This window comes from Streptomyces sp. NPDC058198, assembly GCF_042882605.1.
Lineage (GTDB): Bacteria > Actinomycetota > Actinomycetes > Streptomycetales > Streptomycetaceae > Streptomyces.
Genome location: NZ_JBHVVP010000001.1, coordinates 990,421 through 1,005,282, shown reverse-complemented (window position 1 = coordinate 1,005,282; position 14,862 = coordinate 990,421). Strand labels below are relative to the sequence as shown.

The following is a 14,862-nucleotide window of genomic DNA, read 5'->3' as shown; positions in this document are numbered from 1 at the left end:
TCGAGCAGCTCGCCCGCGGTGAAGACGTCGGGGCAACCGATGTCGGCGCCCGGGCCGCTGAGTTGGCGTGAGCCGCTACCGGCTCCAAGAATGACAACGACCGCCGCGAAGCCACCAAGCCCCCGCCGTCACCCCTCCGGTCTTGCCCGTCGTCGCCCCGGCCCGCGAGCCCGGATCAGTTCTGCCGTACCACAGGCACCGATTCACAGCCGCGGAGCCGGGCGTCCCTGCGTGCCTGACCAGGCGACTTCCCGATGCCCACCGCCCGGCCGTCGACAACCGCGAGCCAGTCGCCCTGGGACAGCTCCGCCCGCAGCGCATCCACGCCGGTCGGTTCGAGCGCCTGGAGCAGCGCGGGGTCGGGGTCCGTGGGGGTGTCGGCCGCCGCCGCGCGCGGTGTTCCCGCGCGCCACTCGGCGGTGGTCCGCTCGCCCGACCTGGCCCGTGACCACAGCACGTGCTGCAGCATGATCAGCGGTCCCAGCGCCGTCAGGAGCGGGAACGCCCCCGTCAGCAATCCCAGGCCGAACAGCAGGCTGACGCTCGCGGACACCGCCAGTCCGACCCCGGCCGCGAGAAGACCCGCTGCCCGCCCGAAGGCCTTGAGCGCCACCAGCGGGAAGAGCACCAGGAGCAGCAGGTCGCCCAGTCCGAGCGCCACCGGTGGTCTGCCCTGGGTGACTGCCAGCAGTGGGGCGAACGGCAGTCCCATGACCTGGGCGGCGAACCGGTCCATGACGGAGGTGAGTCCGGTCGCCACCAGGTCGTAGCAGCAGAGCATGCCCGCGAACCACGCCGCGTGGACGGAGCGCATCCCGCTCTGCGCCCACATGTTGGCCACTCCCACCACGGCGATGGCGAGCAGTACGTCGGTCAGAGCCGTCACGGCGACCGGCAGGTCCGCGAACGCGCATCCGGCGGTGGTGGCCACGGAGACCGTCGCGGCCAGCCAGGCCCGCCCCCCGCCGATCAGCGGCGCGAGGGTGAACTGGAGCGCCGCGCAGAGGACCAGGCCGAAGACGACGGCCACCGCGGTCCGGGGCATTGCCAGATACGCCAGGGGAGCCGCCACCACGACGGCGGTCATCACGGCGACATCGGGCAGTTCGTACTTGCCGACCGGGGGGCGGGGCATCCGGACCCGCGCGAAGTAGACGGCACCTGCCACCGTGATCGCGGCGACGGCGCAGTTGAGGCCCACGAGGGCGAGGGCGGTACTCATGCCGGGCTCGTCATGCGTACGGCGGCGGGGCGGGCCGACTCGAAGGTGTGCTCGCGCAGATCGGCGCGGACCGGGCCGGTCGGCGGCAGCGTGGCCGGATCGTCGTGGAGCACGATGCCGTCCAGCGCGAGGCCCGCCGCTGTGGCCCGCTCCTCCAGCCTGCCGAGCAGGGCGGCGGCGGGCAGTCGGCGGACCAGGACATGGAGGACAGGGCCCCCGGGCCGGTCGACCAGGGCGTAGCGCGCCGGCAGCGGGATGTCCGGCTCGGACTCCAGCAGGTTCAGCACCGACCGGGTGGGTACCGCGATGCTCCGCGGACCCGACCAGCGGCCGAGTATGGGCGAGGTCGCGGGCAGATGGGCCAGCTCGCACGTGGGCTCGGCCTCGGGGCGCCCGACCAGGTCGCCGGTCGCGTAGCGCAGCAGCAGGGTGCAGTCCCGGTAGGGGACGTACGGCGTCTGCACGATGATGCCGACGGCGCCCGGCGGCGTCGGCTCGTGTGTCACGGGGTCGAGTATCTCCATGTGCCCGAACTCGGTGGTGTGGTGCAGATGTCCCTCGGTGCACGGCGTACCGCCCGAGGGGAGGGTCTCGGTCATCATGTACGCCGTGGAGATCCGGGCGCCCAGGGCGGCTGCGGCCCGCTCCCTCAGCGGGTCGGAGAGCACTTCACCGCCGACGCCGATGGATTCCAGGCCGAAGTCCGACGCGTGCCAGCCGCTTCTCTCCGCTTCTTCGACGAGGGCGGAGAGGTAGGACGCGGAGACCGTCAGGTGGGTGATCTGCGGGGCCTTGCCCCGCAGACCGAGCGGGGTGGCCAGCCGGTCCAGCGCCACGGCCGGGTCCACGGTGCCGATCTGGACGAACGAGGCACCGATCCGGGTCACCGACTCCTCCACGTTGAGCAGCGGCAGGGTCGCCCGGGAGCATCCCGCGTACGCCATGGTGTGGCGGGGCCGCAGGCCCATGCCGAGCACGGCCGAGACGGTACTCATGGCAACCGCGATCTCCACCTCGGCCCTGGAGTACCAGACGGTGGTGGGGGTGCCGCTGGTCCCTGTGGTCAGCGCCATCAGCGCGGGAGTGGAGGCGGCGGACACGAAGGCGGCCGGCAGACCGCGCAGGGCCTCTTTGGGTGTGACCGGTATTCGGTCCCAGGTCTCCGGGGTGAGGGTGCTCGGGTCGAGTCCCAGGACATCGAGGGTCCGCCGGTAGTGGGCCGTGTGCTGGGCGGCGGCCCGTGCGGTGGCCCGCAGGCTGCGCTCCGTGACGGTCCGTCGTACGGCGGGGTCGACGGACCCTGCCTGACCGGGGAGCAGAGCCGAGTCCGCCCCGGGCTCGCCGAACTCGGCGAGGGTCGCGATCAGGTCGCGGGCAATGCGTTCCAGGTCCTGCGGGCGGATGCGACGGTTGCGCAGGATCGCCATGCCGTAGCGGAGCTGACTGAGGGCGGTGCCGAACAAGGGGTCTCCTGATGCCTGGACCGGGTTGTTTTCCCGGTCCAGGCCGGGGCCGAGCGTCAGACCATGCTGGCGAACATCGCCGCGGTGAGCGTGCTGAACGCGTACTTGACGTAGTGCTTGACCATGATGGATCTCCCTTGTTCCGCGCCGCCCGGGGACGGCTGGGCTCCTGGTGGTGCACTCCCGACCGGGGGCGGTCGTTCGATTAACGCGACCTTAGAGTAGGGCAGTTGACTGATCAACGGTTTCTCTCGACGAACTGGATTCCCGGTGTTCGCTCAGTCGCCCCTCCGTTCTGGTCAGGAAATCGCGGGAGCCGCTGAGTACACGTGAGAGTCGGTCCCGCGACCGCCTCGAGGGTGTGCGGTTGGCGTGTCTCTCAGTGTCCGGCCGTTGTCAGTGCCTGCTGACAGGATCACCGGCATGACACCGTTGCTTCTCACCGACATCGAACGAGCCGTTCGCAGCAGTTGGAGTGCCGAGACGTGCACGCCTGAGTTCCGATCGCGCTGGTCCAAGGACAACCCGGCCCGGGATCAGTGCGGGGTGACCGCCATGGTGCTCAATGACCTGCTGGGAGGTGAGTTGATCCGGGGAGAGGTCCACGTAAACGGCGAACGGGTGGACTACCACTGGTGGAACCGCCTGGGCACGGGCATGGAGATCGACCTCACCCGCGAGCAGTTCGGGCCGGAGGAAATCGTCACCGGAGGCATCGTGATTCCCCGCCCGCCCGTGACCGAATGGCGCAGGCTCCGGCAGGAGTACGAGCTTCTCCGCGACCGCGTCGTGGAGAAGCTCAATCGGCAGCAGGCGACGGCCGCTGCGGCCGTGTCTCGTCAGCCGGCTTGAACCTGTTCGGCTCGCGCACGGGTGGTAGCCAGGCGGTAGGAGCCGGTGCCGGTCTCGATGCGATGGCGACGCTGTTCTTCTCCTCGCGCTCGGTCAGCACCTGGATGAGAAGTTCGGCGCTGTTCCGGTCGAGCTCCATGTGTTGGGTCGGGGACGAGACGCTGTGCACCGTTTCCGATGCCGGTTTTCCCGTCCCCGCCCGCCGAACCCGCCGTGCGAGTTGGCCCCGCAACGGGCTCTCCACGTGATCCGATGTGTCAAGCGAGGTATTCGCTGACCTGGCCGACGAAGGCCACATCGTCGTGGCTGGTCCGGCGAAAGCGAGCCTTCTCCGGATCGACCTTGTCGATGTTGTATGGCGTGCTGATCTGCGCTCCGCGGAAGCGGTATCGCTCGACCTTCATCTTCGCCGGGTTGTAGAGGACGAGACCGCCCTCGCTGATGCGGTCCGCACCGAAGTACCGGCGCCGCAGCTGTTTCCAGGTCAGGTGGGGGCGCTTGTAGCGAATCCAGCGGAGCACTCGCCACCACGCATACCAACCGAGGTAGGCAAATGTCCGTTTCGAGACGCCATAGCGGAAGTAGGCCGCCCAGCCCCGCAGGACCGGGTTGACCGTCCGCAGCACCTCCTCCAACGAGAGCGACGTCGTACTTCGCCCCGTTAGTTTCTTGATCTTGTGCATCACCGACGCCAACGCCTGCTTGGACGGGATGGTGAGCACGACGCGACGGCCGTCGCCCCAAGACCTCCGCTGGATGTGGAAGCCCAGAAAGACGAAGCCGTCGTCGATATGGGTGATGTGGGTCTTCTCCTCCGAGAGGGTCATCTTCAGTTTGCTGGCCAGCAGCTCGGCGATCTCAGCCTTGAGCGCTTCGGCCTCGGACCTCTTGCCGTGCACGAGCACGACGAAGTCGTCGGCGTATCGCACCAGGCGAAAGTTCGGCCGCCCCATCCGACGTCGATACTGCCGACGCCATGGCGGGGTCATCCCCTGGTCCCAGATCCGCGAGAAATGCCGGTCCAGTACCGAGAGATAGACGTTGGCCAACAGCGGAGAGACGATCCCTCCTTGCGGAGTCCCGGTGAGGGTCTCCGCGAACCCACCATGTCGCTCGACAACCCCGGCCCGCAGAAATGCGCTGACCAGACGCAGGACCTTGCGGTCCTTGACGCGCTCGGCCACCAGGTCCATCAGGACGTGATGGTCGACGTTGTCGAAGCAGGCCTTGATGTCGCCCTCGATGACCCACTCGTAGGTCGACGGCTTGCAGGTGAAGTGGTGGATCTCGGCGATGGCATCCTGAGCCCGACGCCCAGGCCGATACCCGTAACTGGACGGGTAGAAATCGACCTCGAAGATCGGCTCCAGGACCAGCTTGAGCGCCATCTGCGCGACGCGGTCCCGCAGAGTCGGGATGCCCAAGTAACGGACCTTGCCGTTCTTCTTGGGGATCACCGCCTGCTTGACCGGCAGCGCGGTGAACGACCCGTCCTTAAGGGAGGAGCGAAGCTCCTCCAGGAACGGGATCACTCCCTGTCGCTCTTCGACGTGATAGCGGGTGACCGCATCCACGCCTGCCGTCCTGGCACCCCGGTTGCCAGACACCCGCTCCCAGGCCACCACCAAAGTGGCCCGGTCGCAGATCAAGTTGAATACATCATCGAACCGGCGCTCCGGTTCGTTCCTTGCCCATCGGTGCAGCTTGATCTGGTGATCGAGTACCCGCCGCGCGGCCGTCATACTGCCCGGCCAAAGCGGCGGCGCGTCGTTGTTCAACAACGTTCCTCCCCGACAGCAGTCCTGCTGCCATCACGCTGTCGCCCTTCCCCACGTGACCGGCTCTCCCGGCCTCCGAGTACTACGGCGACTCCGCCACGATCTGGCGTCATCAGCGGGCATTGCGCCTGCCCGCCGCCCGGCCGGCCGCCGGACGGGAAGGGCGATGCCAGATCGCTTCCCACGTTCACTGAGGATCTCTGTGACGGCTTCGGTGCCCAGCTATATCCCGGCGGCATCGCCACGGACCGCAGATCGCAGTCTTGGTCCGGGCCTCCCGGCGCCCATGGGTTCAGGACGACGAGAGAGGAGAGCCCATCGGCTAGGGATCTCTCCAGCACCGCAAAGCGGCCCATCCACCAGAGTTGGCAGGCCGCTGACGACTCACGGGACGTCAACCACTGGTTCAGTTTCCTTGCACCCATTCCGTCTTCGCTAGCGGGCACGAACCGTCTGGTGGTGCCGGTCCGTCCCTACGTTGTCGAGGCTGCTTCCGGCCTCACCCCCAACCCGGGGATCAGCCTGCCTCCAGCTTCAACCGGTCCCTGCGAGGACCGGCGGCGGTCTCCTCCTTCCGCGAGAATCCTCAGCGCCTCGTGGCGCACAGCCGAGCTCGTCAATGCAGAGAAGATCGACGCGGCCGTAACGGACGATCGTCATGTTCAGCTGCTTCTCGTCGGCGGCCTCGACCAGCTCGTTCACCAGCTTCGTGGGTGTGAGCTGCGGAAGCAGCGCGGCGACGTACGGTGGCAGCGTGGCAGACGAAGATCTGGGACGGACGCTCCGCCGCCTGCGCCGTCTGGCCGTCCTGACGGAAGAAGAGCTGGCCGAGCGCTCCGGCGTGTCCGTCGATGTGATCCGTCAGCTCGAACAGCGACGGAAGACTCGGCAGCGTGTTCAGCCCGTCGTCGGTTCGCATCGCTGCTCGATGTGGCCCGAGCACACACGGACATCGGGGATGCCGCCGGAGCGGTGAAGACTCTGGAGTCACTGCGTCGTGTGGCGCCGACCTGGATGCAGCACCACACGTTGGCCGTGGCAATCGCGCGCGACCTCTGGACGCTGCCCAACCGTCCACCGGGACTGCGCCCACTGGCGGAGTTTCTGGGGGTCAGCGACTAGCGTCCTGAAACTGGGACGCTGCGTCCCTGTCAGCACTCCCGGCATGTCGCTTCCATAAGCGCGCCCACCGCTCGGCGCCTGGTGCGCATCGCCTTGGCCGTCTGGGGGCCGGACGAACTAGCTTTCGTACTGGCGCTGCGACCCGGTCACCCGGGCCGAGTTGATGGTGATCAGCCCGTCCCGGACGGCGTGTTCCATGACGCGTACGGGGACGGCGAGGCTCTTGACGGTGCAGAGGCTCTGCCCTAGACGAGTAGGTTCAAATACCCGTGCGGTTAGAGCGTGGGCAGAGCCTCGGTGTGGCCTGGTGACCGGCGTTCTTCGAGCCAGTAGAGGTAGACCCGCAAGTCGGTTTCGAGTTCGCCGTCGAGGTAGGTGAGGAGGTCGTTCAGTCCTTTCGCTGCCTCCTGGTAGTACTCATCCGTGCGGGCTGACCAGGTGGTTTTAAGGTTGGTGGCCCATTCGTGCAGACAGGCCCGTTCGTGCCACCATGTCCGGACGGAGCCGGCAGTCCAGTGCTGGTCTCCGTCCCAGCCGTATCCGCCGCAGGGATCGTTCCAGGCGGCGAAGAGCAGACGATCAACCTCGACAGCGTTCTTGGGCTGGCGGTAGACGAACTCCTGGCCCGTCACATCGTCGTAGAGCACGTGATGGGGTGCAGCCATGCGCCCTGTCCAGCAGTTGTCGGTGTCGGCTCCGTAGAACGGCCCCGGAACGTTGCGCCAGTTCCGCTCCGCCCAACGGCCCTTCAAGTACGTCTCGGGTTGCGGCCCCGCCAGAACCAGGTTGGGCACCGCTTCGGGCACCGGAGTATCGGCAGCAGTTCGTGCCGCCGGGAGCGGATCCCAGTACCCAGCGTGACCGTTCATCCCCGCCTCTCGCTTGTCCCTGCGTTCGCCTGCGAGAAGGCGGCGAGGCTGTCCAGGATCGGCGTTGCTGAGCAACGCTGACCAGGAGGCCACGTGCCCGCTGATCTGGACACCCTCGTGACCGCACTTTACGTCAAGGTCAACGACGAGATCGGGGGGACTCGAAGCATCGGCAGACCGCCATTGCTGAGTGATTCCGAGCTCGTTTGCCTGGCTGTGGCCCAGGCCCTGCTGGGCTTCAACTCCGAGTCCCGCTGGTTGCGCTACGCGAACAAGCACCTGTCCGGCATGTTTCCGTACCTGCCCCAGCGCGCCGGCTACAACAAGCGGCTCCGCTCGGCGCTCGGGTTGGTCAAGCGGATGATCCGGGAACTGGCGATGGACACCGACTTCTGGTTCGACAACCACTGGATTACCGACTCGACGTCGGTGCCGTGCGGCATGTCCCGCCCGACAGTGCAGCGCTCCAACCCGGCGAACTGGGCCGGCGACGGCTACTGCGCCTCCCACTCCCGGTTCTTCTGGGGCCTGCGCCAGAGGGCGTCGCCGTACGCATCGCCCAACGCATCTTGGCGATGGACGCCGCGATCTGGCACAACACCACCACCAGAGCACCGATCCCCCGCTCGCTGATCGCCTATGACCACTAATCACTTCGGAACAACTCGTCTAGGTCGTGTCTGACAAATGATCATTGGGTGTCTGTCTCTGGGCTCAACTGCCTTGCTGTCCTGGCACCGACCAGCGATTCTGGGCCGGTGCCAGGACAGCGAAAGAGGAAGGGGCAGCGGCAGGCTGCGGGGCAGCGGGTTGCAGTCCGCGCGCCGGGACGCTGGGAGGTGATCATCGAGACGCAGGACGAGGCGGAGTGGCGTGCCCACCTACGCCGTCTTCGTGCCGGAGAGGAGCCGATCGACTGGGCGACGGCCCGGATCGACACGCTGTGCGGCCGTCTGATGCAGCCGACCACCTATCGGTTGAGTCTGTTCGTGGCCGACCCCTCATGGGATCCCGGCCACGCGCACCCCGACGATTGATCTTGTGGTGGGTCGTGGTGAGTTGACGGATGCGGCGTGGGAGCGGATTGCTCCGTTGTTGCCGAGGGCGGACGGGCGGGGCCGGCCGTAGCGGGACCGCCGGCAGGTGGTCGACGGGTTCCCGTGGCGGCTGCGGACCGGGGCACCGTGGCGAGACCTGCCCGAGTGGTACGGCCCTGGCAGACCGCCTATGAGCGGTTCGCGCGCTGGGAGGCGGACGGGATCTGGGCCGCGCTGCTGGAGCACGTGCAGGTCCGCGACGACGCGGTCGGCGCGGTGGAGCGGACGGTGTCAGCGGGCTCCACGATCAACCGGGCCTACCGGCCCGCAGCCGGGGCCCGCAAAAAGGGGGAGCCGTCCGGGGACGAACTCGGCGAACTGGCGGATCCGGCAGACCCGCAGGCGGGCCAGGCCCTCGGACGGTCCCGGGGCGGCCCGACCACCAAGGTCCACCTCGCCGCTGACGGCCGCGGCCTGCGCTGTCCATGGTCGTGACCGTCGGCAGCGTCAACGATTCCACCGCCTTCGAGCAGGTCCTCGACGCCATCCGTGTCCCGCGCAAGGGTCGGGGCCGACCGCGGAACCTGCCCGACCGCGGAACCGGCCCGACCGGGTCATCGCGGACAAGGCGTAGTCCTCGCGGGCGATCCTGGCCTGGTGCCGCCGCCACCCGATGCGGCAAACTCACCGACCGCTACCGCGCCGACATTCTCCTCGCCGCCCTCGTCCTCTGGCTCCGCGAAACGCCATGATCAATTGTCAGACACGGCCTGTGCGCCCACTCGCCCCAGCACGTACGCGGCGGGGAAGGGCTCGGGCATGTACGTGATCGGGCAAATCAGGAGTCGCCTCGTTCGGCGGTGCTCCGGCAGGCCCCTCGGGCTGCCTCTGCCTACGCTCAGTCTGTACCGATCGATCAAGAAGGGAAGCCCCATGGACCTCCATCTGGAGGACAAGGTTGCCGTGGTCACCGGAGCCAGCAAGGGCATCGGTCTGACCGTCGCCGAGACGCTCGGCCGGGAGGGCGCCAAGGTGGTGGCCGGCAGCCGCACTTCCACCCCGGAACTGGAGGCACTGGTCGACCGGTACGACGTGACCGTCGTCCTGGTCGACCTGGCCACCCCCGATGGTGCGGCGACGCTGGTGCAACGCGCCGTGGACGTCCATGGCCGGCTGGACATCCTGGTCAATGGCTTGGGGGCCGCAAAGGCGCGCCCCAGCTTCCTTGACGTCGACGACGCCGAATGGCAGCGGATCTTCAACCTCTCCCTCTTCGGCGCCGTGCGCGCCAGCCGAGCGGCCCTGCCCCATCTGCTCGCCGACGGCGGCGGGTCCATCGTCAACATCAGCTCCGTCAACGCCCGGCTCCCCTTTACTACGGTGGTCGACTACTCCGCCGCCAAGGCCGCGCTCACCAACCTCACCAAGTCCCTGTCCGAGGAGTTCGCGCCACGGGGCGTACGCGTCAACTCGGTCGCCCCCGGCCCGGTGCGTACCCCCTTCTGGACGGCCCCGGGCGGCTTCGCCGACACCACAGCCGCCGCCGCGGGCACCACCGCCCAGGAGGCCATCGACGTGGTGATCCCGAAGAGCATGGGCATCACCACCGGCCGGTTCACCGAACCCCAGGAGGTGGCCGACCTGGTGGTCTTCCTCGCTTCCCCCCTGGCGGGCAACATCACCGGCGCCGAGTTCCTCATCGACGGCGGCCAGACCAAGACCACCTGACCGCCGGGCGCGCACCGCCTGGGCCCCCGGGCGGGAGTGTGTGGGGAGGCGTGGACGGCCCAGTCGGGCCGTGACGCATCGGTGCTCAGGATGCCGACCGGCCGCCACGGATAAGGTCGATCACACTCTGAAGATCGCTGATGCTGATGGTTCCGGCATTGAGGAGCCGTTGATGGACCACCCTGACCCGCGGTATGCCGCACGCCTGGCCACGTACGGATCCGTCTCCACCCACTTGTCGCTGCTGAGCGACCGTCGACTCGGTGAAGTCGTGGCCGCAGCTACCCCTCTCGGGTCCGGCATCGGGGGCAGGTCGGCGGAGCTCACGGTCGGTGGGGTCCGAGTGTTTGTCAAGCGAGTCCCCTTGACGGACATCGAGATGCGGCCGGAGAACGCACGGTCGACGGCGAACCTCTTTGGACTGCCGATGTTCTATCAGTACGGGGTGGGCTCATCCGGCTTCGGGGCCTGGCGCGAACTGGCCGTGCACACGATGACCACCAATTGGGTCCTCGGGAACGAGTACGAGGGTTTCCCGCTGATGTACCACTGGCGAGTTCTCCCGGACTCCCACCCCCAGGGATTCGCCGACGAGTTCGGGGGTATCGAGGGGGCGGTCGCGCACTGGGAGGGTTCGTCAGCCGTACGCGAGCGGCTGGAGGCCATCGGCCGGTCCTCCTCCAGTCTTGTGATCTTCCTGGAACACGTCCCGCACACACTCTCCGTATGGCTGAGCGACCAACGGAAGGCCGCTCCGGAAGTCGAAGTCGGCCCGACGTACGCGTGGGTGGAGGAAGCCCTGACGCGCGGAGCCGCATTCATGAGCTCCCGCGGGCTCGTCCACTTCGATGCCCACTTCAACAACGTCTTGACCGACGGCCGGTTGATCTACTTCGCGGACTTCGGTCTCGCCCTGAGCTCCGGGTTCGAACTCTCGGAGGACGAGGCCGAGTTCCTGAGCGACCATCTCGCCTATGACGGCTGTTACATCGCGAACCATCTGCTTCGCCACCATCTACCCGACGGCGTGCGCGGCAACGTGGAGCACGAGCCGTTCCTGCACAACTGGATTGCGGGTGAAAGGTCCGAGGGGGTCGCGCCCGCGCTCGCCGCGATCATCGACCGGCATGCCCGGGCTGCCATGGTGCTGGACAGGTTCCATCACCGCCTACTTACCGCCAGCAAGCGGACACCGTATCCGGCCGCCGACATTGAGCAGGCCAGGCCGGGTGTCCGTTCAGCCGGGTAGAGGCGGGCCGGGGTTGGCTGGGCAGCAGGTATGTTCCCGCAGGTGTACGCAGCGGTCCAGGGTGGGGGTGTCTTTGCTGCCCACGCGGTGGCAGAGGGCCTTGTCACGGTTGTAGTAACACGCTCTGGTGCTACCCGGATCGACGGCGGATTGCTGAGAGCAGGCGCCGCATACCCACCACGTGTCCGCCCGTCCCGATGACCAGCGCGCGGTAGCAGCGGCCCGCCACGCCGGGAAAGGCAGCTCGGCTTTCGGCACACAGCCGGGATTGACCTGGACCAATGTGTTCGAGGCGGAAGATCAGGGCGTAGGACGAGAAATGATGGCGCCCCTCAAGGACCAACTCACGTCCCGGGACCGCGGCGGCTACCCGAAACCCGGGAAACGTCGAGCCCTCGGCAAGGGGCCGTGGCCCGGACGCCGTGCGGTCGACGGAACCGACCAGTCTCGCGTAGAGGGTCATACCAGGACGCGAAAAGGACCGGTCCAGTGTGTCACCCAGACCGCGCCAGACGTCGTCGGCCCCCGCAGCAATGACGGTCGCGTGCTCATCGATGTACGGCAACGAAGCGGTCTGCATCAAAGCCTCCGTGAGGTCCGATCGCGGGACCGCAGAAATTATGTCAGCTGACCACTGAACGCATCACGGAAGGCAGCAACGGTCGCGAAGCCCCGGCACTTCAAGCGGCGCGACGGATCAGTCGCGAGCAGGCGGGCGACGCTGCGTTGGACCGGGCTCCGGGGCGGGGCAGAGGTCCCGCCGTGGCGGGGACAATGGGTGTCCTTCCGTGGCGGGTTGCCAGGACCCGACACACTCACCGGCGAGGCGAAGAGGTACGGCGTGGATGTGCGAGCGGTGCCGTCCCCGGACTCCCGGCGCGCGGCCGACATCCTGACCATGTACCGGCTGGCCGGCAAGGCGGACGGCGTACAGGCGCTGCTGCGGTGGCTGGCACGCCGGACGGGGTGCTGGGTCGGGCTGGTGGACCTGGCCGGCGGCGTACAGGAGGCGTCTTCCCGGCGGTACGACTCCGATGTGATGGCGCTCGTCGCCGACGGGCTGCGCGTGATGCGAGAGCGGGGGCTGCGTACGTTCGTGGTGGGCGAGTCCCCGGGCCGCTCGGGCGCGCTGCTGGCCGTCGACATACCCGGGGACCAGTCCGGAGCCGGCCAGTCCGGACCAGTCCAGTCCGGTTCCGTCCCGTCCGGACTGGTCCTCGCGGTCGTCGGACCGGACCCCCTCGGGACGGCCGCCCCGGCCGACGCGGGGCCGCTGCTCGGGGTCAGCTGGTCGGCGAAGGAGACCGAACGGACCCGGCGGCGCGTGGAGGTCGCCGACGCGCGCGGACGGGAGGCCGTGCTGCATCTGCTGATGTCCGGGAATCTCACGACGGCGCACCAGATCGCGGGCGTCCTCGCGCCGCGCCTCTACGATCCGGCCCGGTTCCATGTCGTCGAGTGCGGCGTCGACCGGCGCGCCGAGACGATCCGTATCTGCGCCGAACTCACCGGCGGCCGGGCGTGGATCGTACGGTGTCCCGTCTACTCCGACCATGTGCTCGTGGTCGCGTCGGCGACCCCCGTCCCCGCCGACGCCCGGCCGCTGGAGGCCGCGCTCGCCGCCGAGATCGAGGGCTGTGTCGTGGGGGCCGGCGACGCGCTGGCGCTGCGTGATACGGCCGTCGGCTACGAACAGGCCTTCCACGCTCTCGCGGTGGCCCGTGGCCGCGCCGAGCGGTGGGCGCGGTTCGACGCCGCGCTGGGGCTGCCCGTCGTGGCGGGCCGCCAGGGCCGCGCCTGGGCCGACCACCTGCTGGGGCCGCTGAGCGGGTACGTTCCCGCCCGGGGCACCGACCCCGACAGCCGCACGCTGACCGACACGGTCCGGTCGTGGCTGGCCTTCTCGTCGGCCGCGACCCGGTATCTGAAGATCCACCGCAACACCCTGGCCTCGCGCCTCCGTCGCGTCGAGGAGCTCCTCGGGCTGGACCTGGAGCTGGTGGGTGACCAGGCGAAACTCGATCTGGCGCTGCGGATCGCAGCGTTGCCGCGCGGGACGGACCATGGGCCGGTGGGCATGGCGGGGCTGGCGCTGCCGGCTCCGGCCGAGGATGCCTTCGAGGCGCTGCTGCGCCTGCCGGCCGTACGGCAATGGGCGCTGACGCAGTTGCGGCCCGTACATGAGGACGCGCCCGCGCTGGAGACGACGCTGCGCACGTGGCTGCGGAACGACACCCGGCTGAGTACGACGGCACAGGCCCTCGGTGTGTCGGTGACGGGAGCCCGTAAGCGAATAACGCGGCTCGAACAGGTCCTGCGCCGGTCGCTGTTACGGGTTCCGAACGCGCGTCATGACCTGTGGCTGGCCGTTGAGGTCCTCGAGGCCCTCGACGGCGGAAGGCCTGACAGGAACTTCTGAAACCGCCGGCCGGTCCGGCTGTGCAGTCTGACTCTCGCCGGTCCGCCGCACGGAACCTAGAGTCGGGACCGTGTTCACGCCCTGATTGGGGGGTAGGGCGTGAACACCACCACGCGCCACGGCGCACCACCGCGCGCCGGCCCCCGGCGTGCCGGACCGCAGCCGGTCCACGGTGTTCCGGACCTCAACCGGTTTACGGTGAGTCCGTTCCCGTTCGGGCTCGCGTCCGCGCGCTGCCCGCCTTCGCCGTCCCGGACGCTGTTGCGGTGGCTGGTGTGATCACGGCACCGGAGCCGTCGTCGACAGCCCCCATCACCGGGCGTCCAACCGCGTCATCAGCCACACGGCTTCTCCGTTCCCGGGCGTCCGCCGTACGACGGCGGCCGGGCGCGAGGTCCCACTCGCCGTCGCCATCGCGTCGAACACCGCCGTGCATACCGCGCGATCGTCCCCGGCGTGGGCCTTGGCGTACACCTAGCCGCCCGCAGTCACGGCCTTGAGCTCGTCCAGTGATTCCCGCATCAACCGCGACATCTCGCGTTCCTCGGTCGCCACGATCCAGCGCTCGAAGCCGACTTTGAAGACGGCGACCCCCGCCTCGGCGGTCAGGCTCGCGGCCGGCTCCGTAACGCCGCGTCGGCGCAGGGTGTCGGCGAGCGCGGCCGACATCGAGGCGAGCTTGATCAGCTCGCGCTCCTGGAGCTCCGCGTTCGCCATGATCACAGCCTGTCGCGTACGCGCGTAGTCGCGGCGGTCGGCGAACATCTCGGAGACCGCGTCCAGGCCCACCGCCAGCGCGTCGATCGGCGCCGCGGACTCCAGAGCGTCGGCGACCGCCCGCACAAACAGCTCCTGCAGCTCGCCGGAGCCGGCGAACAGCACCTCGCGCTTGTCGGCGTAGTGCCGGAAGAAGGTCCGCTCCGTGAGCCCGGCCCGTTTGGCGATCTCCGCCACGGTGGTCTGCTCGAACCCGCGCTCGCTGTAGAGCTCCAGCGCTGCTTTCGCCAGGCGCTCGCGCGCGTTTGGTTCCCACCTACCCATGCGCAGATCTTACGTGATGACAGCAGCTGACATCAGGTGTAGCGTTGATGACAGTAACTGACATCAACACGTTTGGGGTTTC

Annotated in this window: 12 protein-coding genes and 4 pseudogenes; 9 read left to right on the top strand and 7 right to left on the bottom strand. The window is 68.6% G+C overall.

All coding sequences use genetic code 11. The annotated features are described in order from the left end of the window. Nucleotides 1-175 precede the first annotated feature (175 nt). A complete protein-coding gene (locus ACFVWW_RS04535; RefSeq protein WP_384192660.1) occupies nucleotides 176-1,222 on the bottom strand; it encodes a hypothetical protein in 1,047 nt (348 codons plus the stop codon). Further along, nucleotides 1,219-2,685: a phenylacetate--CoA ligase family protein gene (locus ACFVWW_RS04530; RefSeq protein WP_386875883.1), complete on the bottom strand. Its 1,467-nt coding sequence runs from the start codon at nucleotides 2,683-2,685 to the stop codon at nucleotides 1,219-1,221. The genes ACFVWW_RS04535 and ACFVWW_RS04530 overlap by 4 nt, the downstream gene beginning before the upstream one ends. A 423-nt stretch (nucleotides 2,686-3,108) precedes the next feature. Between ACFVWW_RS04530 and ACFVWW_RS04525 the strand changes: the two genes are divergently transcribed. Next, nucleotides 3,109-3,537 (top strand): hypothetical protein, encoded by a 429-nt coding sequence (locus ACFVWW_RS04525; RefSeq protein WP_386875882.1) that lies wholly within the window; start codon nucleotides 3,109-3,111, stop codon nucleotides 3,535-3,537. Here the strand turns inward: ACFVWW_RS04525 and ACFVWW_RS04520 are convergent. From ACFVWW_RS04520 to ACFVWW_RS04510, 3 genes and pseudogenes are all read right to left on the bottom strand, one after another. Beyond that, nucleotides 3,525-3,679: pseudogene (locus ACFVWW_RS04520) on the bottom strand (AAA family ATPase); the annotation flags it as partial. The gene ACFVWW_RS04525 and the pseudogene ACFVWW_RS04520 sit on opposite strands and share 13 nt — an antisense overlap. A 115-nt stretch (nucleotides 3,680-3,794) precedes the next feature. Then, nucleotides 3,795-5,315 carry a group II intron reverse transcriptase/maturase gene (ltrA, locus tag ACFVWW_RS04515; protein ID WP_384189813.1) on the bottom strand — a complete coding sequence of 507 codons (1,521 nt, stop codon included), beginning with the start codon at nucleotides 5,313-5,315 and terminating at the stop codon, nucleotides 3,795-3,797. 585 nt (nucleotides 5,316-5,900) lie between these two features. Continuing rightward, nucleotides 5,901-6,026 (bottom strand): annotated as a pseudogene (locus ACFVWW_RS04510) (AAA family ATPase); the annotation flags it as partial. Here ACFVWW_RS04510 and ACFVWW_RS04505 point away from each other — a divergent pair. Both ACFVWW_RS04505 and ACFVWW_RS04500 read left to right on the top strand, forming a co-directional pair. Next, on the top strand, nucleotides 5,974-6,291 hold the full coding sequence (locus tag ACFVWW_RS04505) for a helix-turn-helix domain-containing protein (protein ID WP_386875880.1): 318 nt from the start codon (nucleotides 5,974-5,976) through the stop codon (nucleotides 6,289-6,291). The pseudogene ACFVWW_RS04510 and the gene ACFVWW_RS04505 sit on opposite strands and share 53 nt — an antisense overlap. Further along, a pseudogene (locus tag ACFVWW_RS04500) lies at nucleotides 6,237-6,437 on the top strand (transcriptional regulator); the annotation flags it as partial. The gene ACFVWW_RS04505 and the pseudogene ACFVWW_RS04500, both read left to right, overlap by 55 nt. 275 nt (nucleotides 6,438-6,712) lie before the next feature. Here the strand turns inward: ACFVWW_RS04500 and ACFVWW_RS04495 are convergent. Further along, nucleotides 6,713-7,102 (bottom strand): hypothetical protein, encoded by a 390-nt coding sequence (locus ACFVWW_RS04495; RefSeq protein WP_386875878.1) that lies wholly within the window; start codon nucleotides 7,100-7,102, stop codon nucleotides 6,713-6,715. A 297-nt stretch (nucleotides 7,103-7,399) separates the two neighbouring features. Here ACFVWW_RS04495 and ACFVWW_RS04490 point away from each other — a divergent pair, with 297 nt between their 5' ends. From ACFVWW_RS04490 to ACFVWW_RS04465, 6 genes and pseudogenes are all read left to right on the top strand, one after another. Next, the gene (locus ACFVWW_RS04490) at nucleotides 7,400-7,939 is read left to right on the top strand and encodes a hypothetical protein (RefSeq protein WP_386875876.1); all 540 of its coding nucleotides are present in this window, start codon (nucleotides 7,400-7,402) and stop codon (nucleotides 7,937-7,939) included. A gap of 206 nt (nucleotides 7,940-8,145) precedes the next feature. Continuing rightward, entirely contained in the window at nucleotides 8,146-8,343 is a 198-nt protein-coding gene (locus ACFVWW_RS04485; RefSeq protein WP_386875874.1) for a hypothetical protein, read from the top strand. Nucleotides 8,344-8,347: 4 nt separating this feature from the next. Next, nucleotides 8,348-8,974 (top strand): annotated as a pseudogene (locus ACFVWW_RS04480) (IS5 family transposase); the annotation flags it as partial. 302 nt (nucleotides 8,975-9,276) lie between these two features. Further along, complete coding sequence (locus ACFVWW_RS04475; protein WP_386875872.1) at nucleotides 9,277-10,071, top strand: SDR family NAD(P)-dependent oxidoreductase; 795 nt, start codon at nucleotides 9,277-9,279, stop codon at nucleotides 10,069-10,071. 172 nt (nucleotides 10,072-10,243) lie between these two features. After that, nucleotides 10,244-11,320, top strand: a complete 1,077-nt coding sequence (locus ACFVWW_RS04470; protein ID WP_386875871.1) for a protein kinase family protein — start codon at nucleotides 10,244-10,246, stop codon at nucleotides 11,318-11,320. 841 nt (nucleotides 11,321-12,161) lie between these two features. Then, the gene (locus ACFVWW_RS04465; protein ID WP_386875869.1) at nucleotides 12,162-13,739 is read left to right on the top strand and encodes a helix-turn-helix domain-containing protein; all 1,578 of its coding nucleotides are present in this window, start codon (nucleotides 12,162-12,164) and stop codon (nucleotides 13,737-13,739) included. Between the two features lie 474 nt (nucleotides 13,740-14,213). Here ACFVWW_RS04465 and ACFVWW_RS04460 read toward each other — a convergent pair whose 3' ends face one another. Then, on the bottom strand, nucleotides 14,214-14,780 hold the full coding sequence (locus ACFVWW_RS04460) for a TetR family transcriptional regulator (RefSeq protein ID WP_386875867.1): 567 nt from the start codon (nucleotides 14,778-14,780) through the stop codon (nucleotides 14,214-14,216). Nucleotides 14,781-14,862 lie beyond the last annotated feature (82 nt).

Excerpts from the sequence above, each read along its gene's own strand:
- ACFVWW_RS04470 (WP_386875871.1), top strand. The coding sequence starts at position 10,244 with ATGGACCACCCTGACCCGCGGTATGCCGCACGCCTGGCCACGTACGGA.
- ACFVWW_RS04475 (WP_386875872.1), top strand. The coding sequence starts at position 9,277 with ATGGACCTCCATCTGGAGGACAAGGTTGCCGTGGTCACCGGAGCCAGC.
- ACFVWW_RS04460 (WP_386875867.1), bottom strand. The coding sequence starts at position 14,780 with ATGGGTAGGTGGGAACCAAACGCGCGCGAGCGCCTGGCGAAAGCAGCG.
- ACFVWW_RS04525 (WP_386875882.1), top strand. The coding sequence starts at position 3,109 with ATGACACCGTTGCTTCTCACCGACATCGAACGAGCCGTTCGCAGCAGT.
- ACFVWW_RS04495 (WP_386875878.1), bottom strand. The coding sequence starts at position 7,102 with ATGGCTGCACCCCATCACGTGCTCTACGACGATGTGACGGGCCAGGAG.
- ACFVWW_RS04535 (WP_384192660.1), bottom strand. The coding sequence starts at position 1,222 with ATGAGTACCGCCCTCGCCCTCGTGGGCCTCAACTGCGCCGTCGCCGCG.
- ACFVWW_RS04505 (WP_386875880.1), top strand. The coding sequence starts at position 5,974 with ATGTTCAGCTGCTTCTCGTCGGCGGCCTCGACCAGCTCGTTCACCAGC.